Source organism: Gilliamella sp. WF3-4, assembly GCF_001690275.1.
Taxonomy (GTDB): domain Bacteria; phylum Pseudomonadota; class Gammaproteobacteria; order Enterobacterales; family Orbaceae; genus Gilliamella; species Gilliamella apicola_C.
In genome coordinates this window covers 1-4753 of record NZ_LZGW01000031.1, presented here as the reverse complement: position 1 = coordinate 4753, position 4753 = coordinate 1, and the positions used below count along the sequence as shown (strand labels likewise).

6 protein-coding genes and 1 pseudogene are annotated in these 4753 nt (G+C 36.6%); 6 read left to right on the top strand and 1 reads right to left on the bottom strand.

Annotated elements, in window-relative coordinates; all coding sequences use genetic code 11:
* The 4 genes from A9G47_RS07150 to A9G47_RS07135 all read left to right on the top strand — a co-directional run.
* A partial coding sequence (locus tag A9G47_RS07150; protein ID WP_141674834.1) for a VENN motif pre-toxin domain-containing protein occupies nucleotides 1-1129 on the top strand: 1129 nt, incomplete at its 5' end.
* Nucleotides 1130-1141: 12 nt separating this feature from the next.
* On the top strand, nucleotides 1142-1552 hold the full coding sequence (locus A9G47_RS07145) for a barstar family protein (protein ID WP_065642546.1): 411 nt from the start codon (nucleotides 1142-1144) through the stop codon (nucleotides 1550-1552).
* A 355-nt stretch (nucleotides 1553-1907) separates the two neighbouring features.
* The gene (locus tag A9G47_RS07140; protein ID WP_335340266.1) at nucleotides 1908-3083 is read left to right on the top strand and encodes a VENN motif pre-toxin domain-containing protein; all 1176 of its coding nucleotides are present in this window, start codon (nucleotides 1908-1910) and stop codon (nucleotides 3081-3083) included.
* 4 nt (nucleotides 3084-3087) lie between these two features.
* Entirely contained in the window at nucleotides 3088-3444 is a 357-nt protein-coding gene (locus tag A9G47_RS07135) for a hypothetical protein (RefSeq protein WP_065642544.1), read from the top strand.
* A gap of 233 nt (nucleotides 3445-3677) precedes the next feature.
* Here A9G47_RS07135 and A9G47_RS14650 read toward each other — a convergent pair.
* A pseudogene (locus A9G47_RS14650) lies at nucleotides 3678-3821 on the bottom strand (IS256 family transposase); the annotation flags it as partial.
* Nucleotides 3822-3894: 73 nt separating this feature from the next.
* Between A9G47_RS14650 and A9G47_RS07130 the strand changes: the two are divergent.
* Nucleotides 3895-4152 carry a transposase gene (locus A9G47_RS07130; RefSeq protein ID WP_065642543.1) on the top strand — a complete coding sequence of 86 codons (258 nt, stop codon included), beginning with the start codon at nucleotides 3895-3897 and terminating at the stop codon, nucleotides 4150-4152.
* The coding region (locus A9G47_RS07125) for a DDE-type integrase/transposase/recombinase (RefSeq protein ID WP_065642542.1) at nucleotides 4152-4753 on the top strand (602 nt) is incomplete at its 3' end. The genes A9G47_RS07130 and A9G47_RS07125, both read left to right, overlap by 1 nt.

The following is a 4753-nucleotide window of genomic DNA, read 5'->3' as shown; positions in this document are numbered from 1 at the left end:
TAATGGGCTAATCACGGGCGACATGACAGGGGCTGTTGCGGGGGCATTAGCACCGAAGATAGCCACCATAATCAAACAACAGACAGAAGGAAACACCGTCGCCAACACAATTAGCCATGCTATACTGGGCGCAGTAGTTGCTGAGCTACAAGGCAACTCAGCCTTAGCGGGAGGTTTAGGGGCAGCAGCGAGTGAACGTAGTGCTGAAGTCATAGCGGGCATTTTATATCCGGATAAAGCAGTCACAGAGTTATCGCAAGAAGAGCGACAAAAAATCAGCGCACTATCCCAACTAGCTACAGGTCTTGCCATCGCAGCATCTGGTGGAGATATCCAAGATGTGAATACGGGGATTGCTGCGAGTAAGAATGCAGTTGAGAATAACTTCGCAGCAGTTGTAGTTAGAGCTGGAGGGATGATTTGCGTAAGAATTTCGGTTTGCGCAAACTATGTTGCTGGAACAGGTTTAGCTGCATTATTAGGTATATCTGTGGTTAATAGCCTTAGTGAGAATGATAAAACTAATGCTATTAATGCGATTAGAAGTGGTGATTCATTTGCTATAGCTAGTTTGACTGAAGAACAAATAGATTTTCTAAATAAAAATAAAAATGATTTTCTTATCGCTGATTTTGCAGACAGAATACCGCTAATTCATGGGCAAGAAAGTAATTCAAGTACTTCACAAAACAACGGCGTTGATGGCTCTTCAGACAGTAATAATATTGCTGGCTCTGGAAGTGTTGTCGCTGGAGGAGCCCCAGGATTACCGCCTGATGATGACAAGAACAATAATAAATCTAATTCAACCGAGAAGATTAAAGAAAAGAAACTTGATGAGCTTCCAAATAATGTTAAAAACACATTCTCACAATATGAAAAGAATGGTTGGAATGGTAATTTTAATGGTCAGACCCCAGGAACTAATGCTGGAAGAATATTTAAAAATAGTGATAATAAATTACCTAAAGTTGATAGCAATGGAAACCCAATCACTTATAGAGAATTTGATGTCAATAATAAAATTCAAGGACAAACTAGAGATGCCGAAAGATTTGTTCGAGGAAGCAATGGTTCTGTTTATTACACAAATAATCATTATCAAACATTTATAAAAGTAACTAAATAGAGATTATTAAAAATGAAAAACCAAATTATTTATATTAATAAAGAAGAAGAAAATCAATATATTGAAAATCTGAATTGCAAAAATTATTTTTTTGCAAAAATTGATGGATCACTTATTTCTACTATTAGTGATTATATGAATGCAATAATTGTAGCTTTCCAGTTTCCATCCGGTATATTTTCTAACACAACGAGTATTGATGCTTATAACGATTGGATGAGAGATTTAACGTGGATAGATCAATATGATGGATACATATTAGTTATAGAAAATTTTACAAAAATGCTGAGTTGTTATCCTAAAGAAAAAGATCGAATTTTGAGTGAATTTGATGAGACTATTTTTCCTTTTTGGGCGGAGGAAGTTATCCATACTGTAGTAGGAGGAAAAACAAAAAGTTTTTTAGTGTTACTTGTAGAGTAAATCGATTTCATTTCAAGTTAGATTTTAACTTGCAAGTATATAGCTAATGCAGATTTTATTTTTTCATTAATTTGACACAGGCACCATTAGCTTTAGTGACATCAAAAACAAAGCGGAATTCAACGTTAGCCATATCTCGGTCAGTGGCGGCATCATCGCTGGCGACATCACGGGTGGTCTTGCAGGTGCTAGCGCACCATGGCTAGCAGAGCAAATTAAAATACATGCAGGGGATAACGAAGTAGCTCGTTTAACGGCTCACGCCATATTAGCGGGCACTATAGCCGAACTACAAGGCAACTCAGGCCTAGCAGGTGGTGCAGGAGCAGTAAGTGGCGAACTTGCCGCAGAAGCCATTCGCAACCTTTATAAAGATGATGATGGTAAAAAGAAAGACATCAAAGACCTCACCGAAGCAGAAAAACAAAACGTCAGCGCATTATCGCAACTGGCCGCAGGCCTTGCAGCGGCCAGTATGGGTGGTGATGTGGGTGATATGGGTGCCTCAATTGCTGCCAGTAAAAATGCGGTTGAGAATAACTATTTAAATTCTTCCGATCATCAAGATAAAGTAGGTTTAGAATATAAAGAAAAAGAAGGTTTATTAACTGAAGACGAAAAGCAAAAGTTAGTGGAGCTTAGAATTAAAGATGAAAGCTCAACAAATGCATTATTAGAAGCTTGTGTTGATGTAAATAGTGAAGGTTGTCATATAGAGCGCCAAAAAGCTTATGATGCGCTAAGAACATATGTAAATTATTATTATAACAAACTAGAACAACAAAATGGCTATTTAGAAATAAAACACTTATTAGAGGGAACGTCAAACACACCAGAAGCAAATCAATCACAAGCTATCTATGAAGGATATGTAGAAAGTTATAAGCGTTTTGGCTATGATGAAAAAGAAGCTAGATCGATGGCTAGTATGACTATGGGTAGCATGATAATGCTTCATGGTCTTACAGGAACTATAACGCTCCCTAAGATAAATAAAATTTTTGGTGGTAGTAAGCTATTACGGGTTGGAAAAGTGACGAGTCCACAAGTAATAAAAAATAGTGAAGGTTTGAATGAAGTAAAAATCAATCAAACACCGCTTGAAGTACAAAACCGTCTCAATACGCCAGATTTAGGCAGTAGTGGTAAATTAAAACCCGCTGAAGCAGCCGCTGCAGCGCAGCTTGAGCCAGTATTAGGTAAAATGGAGCGTTATACGCCGCCTGAAGGAGCCACAACTGGTTCTTCACCAGACTTTATTATTACTTCAGGTCCCAATAAAGGTAAAACTGTTGATGCAATGTATACAACTGACAAATTGTCACAAAAGGAAATTGATGGTTTAAATAAATTTTATGAAAAAAATATGAGCATAGGTAACGGGAAAATCGTTATCCAGGATCATTTGAAAAAAGCTGATTTTGTTCCAGTTGACTTTAGAGTATTAACCCCAGTTAATCAAAAAATATTTCTAGATTATGTAAAAACCTTGCCTAAAGCGCAACAAAATAAAATCCTTATTATGAGGTAATACAATGGGTGCATCTATAATTTTTAGTCGGGATGATTCAATAGAAAAAATTGAAGATAAATTTAAATCAACATATGTAAACGGAAGCTATTGGGATGCCTTTGGTGATTTGCTAGATGCAGTATTTTTACCTAACTATCCTAAATTACATGAAATCATAAAATCGGAAGAAGGAGAATACTTAAAGTTTTATTCTTTTGTCGAGTTGGACAAGGAACAATTTAACCAATCTGTAAAATTAATAAGGGATTATATTGCAAAGCAGAGTAATCCAACCGAATGGCAAAAAATGGCTCAGGTGGTATGGAATGAAATAGCGGAGCCTTATATTATTAAAGACAATCGTTATCAGCCCAGTTAGATTAATTCCATCTTGAATTTTACATATTAGCAAGTTAAAGGTGACGGTTAACACCGTCACTAAATCCTATAATTCCAATAAAACAAAAGTCTAATAAAACATTAATATCAAAACACTAAACAATAACCCAAAATCAAATCCAACCAAACAAAAAAACAAAACAAACGGTATAGACTCCTGAATTATTTTTACAAAACGAAGTGAGACTGTTCATAATTCTGTGTCAGCTTAATTCACAAAGAGATTACCTTATCAAGGCGATTAGGAAAAAATATCATCAATTGTGACAATGCTAAATTCCAATTTTGGATTGGCATTGTCCATTTTTTCTCCGCATTTTGCAACCCTAAATACAGCAGCTTGAGTAGGCTATTTTTGTAACTACCCCCTAAAATAGTACAGCAAAAAAGTAGAAAATTCTCTATGATAAAAGTAAAAGAGGATTTAATTATGAAAAAAATGACTGAACATCAAATCGTCGCTATTTTAAAAGAAGCAGAGGCAGGTGTACCCGTTAAAGAGTTGTGCCGTACATATGGCATGGGTAATTCAACTTTCTATAAATGGCGAGAAAAATACAGCGGAATGGAAACGTCGGATATCAAACGCTTAAAGGAGCTGGAAGCGGAAAACCGTAAGCTTAAACAGATGTTTGCCGAACTGAGCTTAAAATCCCAGCTTCAGGAAGAAATCATAAAAAAGCTTTAGTGCCCACAAAGTCACGTAAAACGTGGGCACAGCAACTACAACAAAATCATTCGGTTACTATTGTTATGAGTTGTGCTATTGTTGGCTTAAGCCGTTGTGCTTACTATTATCAACCTAAGTTACAGGATGATTCAGTGATTGTTTCGGTGTTGAATGCTATCACAGATAGGCATTTACGCTGGGGCTTTCCTAAATGTTTTAATCGTATCAGAAAGCTCGGCTATCAATGGAATCATAAACGGATATATCGGGTGTATTGTGAATTAAAGCTTAATCTCAGGGTAAAGCGTAAAAAACGCATTCCTCCACGATGCCCAGAAAGGTTATTAGTTCCCAATAAACAAGGTGAATGTTGGTCAATGGATTTTATGAGTGACAGTAGTCGTAATCAACGTCGCTTTAGGACATTCAATGTCATCGATGACTTTAATCGTGAGGCGTTAGGTATTGATATTGCAGTAAGCTTACCCGCAGGAAGGATTACCCGTTACTTAGATAAACTGGCCGAATATCATGGGTATCCATTAAAAATACGGGTCGATAATGGGCCAGAATTTACAGGAAAAACCTTTACCAACTGGGCTAAATTACATGGTATAAC

Coding starts and splice junctions, on each gene's coding strand:
- A9G47_RS07145 (WP_065642546.1), top strand. CDS start 1,142: ATGAAAAACCAAATTATTTATATTAATAAAGAAGAAGAAAATCAATAT.
- A9G47_RS07135 (WP_065642544.1), top strand. CDS start 3,088: ATGGGTGCATCTATAATTTTTAGTCGGGATGATTCAATAGAAAAAATT.
- A9G47_RS07130 (WP_065642543.1), top strand. CDS start 3,895: ATGAAAAAAATGACTGAACATCAAATCGTCGCTATTTTAAAAGAAGCA.